Raw genomic sequence first — 3,787 nt, forward strand, 5'->3', positions numbered from 1 at the left:
TAGTAGCTATGAGCTATTGAGATACATTATTAAATTATTGTGAATAATTCAGGTTAAATATTTAATCTATTTTAAGATTTTCCATAAAAAGACCCCTACGAATGTAGAGGTCTCCATTTGCAAATTTAAAGTTTTAAGGTATAAGTCTTCCTTTTTCTTTAACTTTCGGAACTCCAAAACGAACTGCTACTGGCAGATCTGAAGGCTTACATCCTTGACAGATTTCAAAAGAACCTGCTGCTGACATATAAAGATAAGCATCTGTCTTATCCCAGCCATAAGTCTCTACAATTAAGTCTTGTATTTGCTTGGATGCATAATGAAGGGCTTTAGTAAACTCTTCATCACTTCCTATAGCATACCACATATCCTCTGTTTCAAGTACTGGCCACTTTATTTCAAAGTTTTTTATTAGATCAAGTTTTACTTCAACTTCACCAGGGATTTCAACACCTGATCCACCTATTTCTCCATCTCCCATAGACGCATGAAGATCTCCTAGTTGGAAAAGAGCCCCTTCAACATTTACTGGAAAGTATAGTCTACTGCCCTTTACTATCTTGTTACAGTCCATGTTTCCGCCATGTGCTCCTGGGAAACCGCATACAACATCTTCGCCCTTTGGAGCAACCCCTATAACTCCTGCCATAGGATTTATAGGAAATTTAATATCATTAAATACTACTTGACCATCTTCTATTGGAATCTCCTTAGTTCTAAGTCCGCCCTCTTCATACAAAGGACCTGTATCTGGTAGAGTAGCTATAAAACCTTTGTCCCCTACTTCTATATCTAACAAATCTACAACTAGAACATCTCCTACTTCAGCACCCTCTACAAATACTGGACCTGTAGCAGGATTTACCTTTCCAAAGTCTAGAGAAGTAACAAGTTGATCTTCAGATGTTATTTGATTTGTAAAACAATCTAAAGTTTTAAATCTAATCTTTTCACCTTTTTTTATAGTTTTAACAGGTTCATTATTTGCTGAAAAATTGTAAACATAATCTTTTATCACATAAATTCCCCCTATTTTATTTATATTGAAGCTTTCTAACTAGTCTATATAATAATGGTAAAATTGTCAAATAATTCAGTTTTTCATTGGGCTCTTTTTCATTGACCTTTAATATATTTAGATTCTATTTTTGTGTTTCAAAATATTAATCATAGTTTAATTTATAAATGAATAGTTATTAGAATAATGAATAAATTACTATTTATCAGATGTGCAAAAGTTATATATATTTAGTAGTTTAAATAATTTCGGAGGGAATATATGATTATTTTTATTAAATTTTCAAAAATAATAAGATATTTATTTATAATAATTGTTTTAATTCTTCTTGGACTTGTACTTTTCCAATTAAATAAGGATACAATATCTAAGACTGTATTTATGACTAAACCTACAAATCTTGTATTACAATCAGACATACAAGAAATCTTTGATATTAGAAATAGTGCCATATTAAATGAAGATATAAAAAGTTTAAGCAGTATCTTCAATATAGAAGATCGCAATGGAAGATGGAGCTATGATTATGAAATTAATACCATTAAATATCTAAATCAATGGACAGATAAACAATCTGCAAGATTTAATAAGATTGATTCCAAGGTATTTCTTAGAAAAACTGAAAAAACAGACCATGGATATTCAGTGAATTTAGCAGTCACTACAGAGTATGAATATTCATATAATGATCTTCCTTCATCTAGCAACTCTTTTAGGATTTGTACCTATCATTCACTAGATTTAATTCCAAATGAAGATAGGTGGATGATAACAAAGGAGTGGTATCAAGACCCCGTTGTTAACTCCTTTTTTAATATAGAGAAATTAAACATAGAGAAAATAAGGGAAGTAATTTTATCAAATGAAAAAAGAGATATATCAGATCTAAATGAAAGAAGGCAGGGGGCAGTAAATTATGCTAATGAATATTCTGGTGTAGCAAAACCTCCTGACTATAACTTTCACTATAATAGCAAGTATAAAAACTGCAACTACATGGGCGGAAATTGTACTAATTTTGCATCACAAGTGCTTTATGAAGGAGGAGGATTTAGCAAAACTGATGCATGGAATTATGAGGGTAGCGATGGAAGTAAAGCTTGGGTAAATGCTAGTGCTTTTAACAACTATATGCTCTATAGTGGAAGGGGATCTTTAATCTCAAATGGTAGCTATGAAGAGGTGTTAACAGATTCCTATAAACTTTTACCTGGAGATTATATATGCTATGAAAAAAAAGGGAAGATAGCCCATACAGCTATTGTTACAGGGATAGATTCAAAGGGATACGCCTTAATAAATAGTCACACTCCAGATACTCATAAAGTTCCATTTGATCTAGGATGGGGCGGTGATGAAATTAAGTTTTGGTTGGTTCGTGTAAATTATTAACCACATGAAGAAAACTTTATTAAAATGGTGACTATGTCAAAAATAGTTAACAAAAGAAAATTAAAGAACAAAAAGTTGATTCCTATATTAAATAAGAATCAACTTTTTCATATCTATTCATCAAATATATCTAACAAATCTCCATAGCCTTTTTCCTCCATCTCATCAAAAGGGATAAACTTAAGTGAAGATCCATTTACACAATATCTCATACCACCTTCTTCCTTTGGCCCATCATTAAATACATGCCCCAAATGAGAATCTCCATCCTTACTCCTTATCTCTTTTCTTTCCATACCAAGATCCATATCTATATTTTCTTTTATACGCATTTTATCAATAGGTTTTGTAAAACTTGGCCATCCACTTCCAGAGTCATATTTATCTTGGGATGAAAATAGGGGCTCACCTGAAACTATATCTACATATATTCCTTTTTCATCTAAATCATTATATTCATGACTAAAGGCTCTTTCAGTAGCTCCCTTTTGTGTTACATCATATTCTTCCCTAGTTAATTTTTCCTCTAAATTTTCATCCGAAGAGTCAAGTTCAAGATCTATACTTGGAAGAGACTCATCTCTTTCAACTCCACTTTCTGCCTCATTCAAATCCACATGGCAATAAGCACCAGGATTTTTCTTTAAATATTCTTGATATTCTTCCTCCGCCTTAGCAAAGTTATATAAAGGCAATACCTCTACAACTATTTTTTCATCATATTTTTCTTGTTCAGTTTCTACTACCTTTCTAATAACCTCTTCTTGAGAATCATCCACATAGTATATACCTGTCCTATACTGGGTTCCTACATCGTTTCCTTGCCTATTTACAACCGTTGGGTCTATTACCTTAAAATAATAGAGAAGTACTTCTATAAGATCTGTCTTTGTAGGATCATACTTTACCTCTACAGTTTCCGCATGCCTTGTCTTTCCAGTCATCACTTCTTCGTAGCTAGGGTCTTCAGTGTTTCCATTTGCATAACCAGAAGTAGCATCTACTACTCCTTCTACCCTATCCATATATTCTTCAACACCCCAAAAACATCCTCCAGCAAGATATATGGTTTCTACATCTTCCTCATCATATTCCTTTTTGGTTTCTATATTTTCATCTTTATTTAAATCTAAATCATCTGAAGGAGTATTGGCTTTATTTAAACTTACATTTCTAAATACTAAAACTACTGCTAATATTACTATTACAGCCACTATAATATATTTATATTTCATATCCTATCCCCTTTCACTTAACAAAGTCTACATAGTATATATACCCTAAAAAGACTCTTTCAATATTTATATAAGTTGAAAGACATAAAAAAGTTACCTTTAAATTGAATTTAAAGGTAACTTTTTTATTAAAATACTATTT

General features: G+C 31.7%; 3 protein-coding genes. 1 reads left to right on the forward strand and 2 read right to left on the reverse strand.

What is annotated here, in order from left to right; translation table 11 throughout:
* Window positions 1-133: 133 nt before the first annotated feature.
* Window positions 134-1,018 (reverse strand): acetamidase/formamidase family protein, encoded by an 885-nt coding sequence (locus ACTHW2_RS11770; protein ID WP_442264108.1) that lies wholly within the window; start codon window positions 1,016-1,018, stop codon window positions 134-136.
* A gap of 261 nt (window positions 1,019-1,279) precedes the next feature.
* Here ACTHW2_RS11770 and ACTHW2_RS11775 point away from each other — a divergent pair, with 261 nt between their 5' ends.
* Window positions 1,280-2,410 carry an amidase domain-containing protein gene (locus tag ACTHW2_RS11775; RefSeq protein ID WP_442264109.1) on the forward strand — a complete coding sequence of 377 codons (1,131 nt, stop codon included), beginning with the start codon at window positions 1,280-1,282 and terminating at the stop codon, window positions 2,408-2,410.
* A gap of 113 nt (window positions 2,411-2,523) precedes the next feature.
* Here the strand turns inward: ACTHW2_RS11775 and msrB are convergent, their stop codons facing one another.
* Window positions 2,524-3,645 (reverse strand): peptide-methionine (R)-S-oxide reductase MsrB, encoded by a 1,122-nt coding sequence (msrB, locus tag ACTHW2_RS11780; RefSeq protein ID WP_442264110.1) that lies wholly within the window; start codon window positions 3,643-3,645, stop codon window positions 2,524-2,526.
* Window positions 3,646-3,787: the final 142 nt, after the last annotated feature.

Origin of the sequence: Tissierella sp., assembly GCF_052089545.1 — a bacterium.
In the GTDB taxonomy this organism is placed as follows: Bacteria; Bacillota; Clostridia; order Tissierellales; family Tissierellaceae; genus Tissierella_A.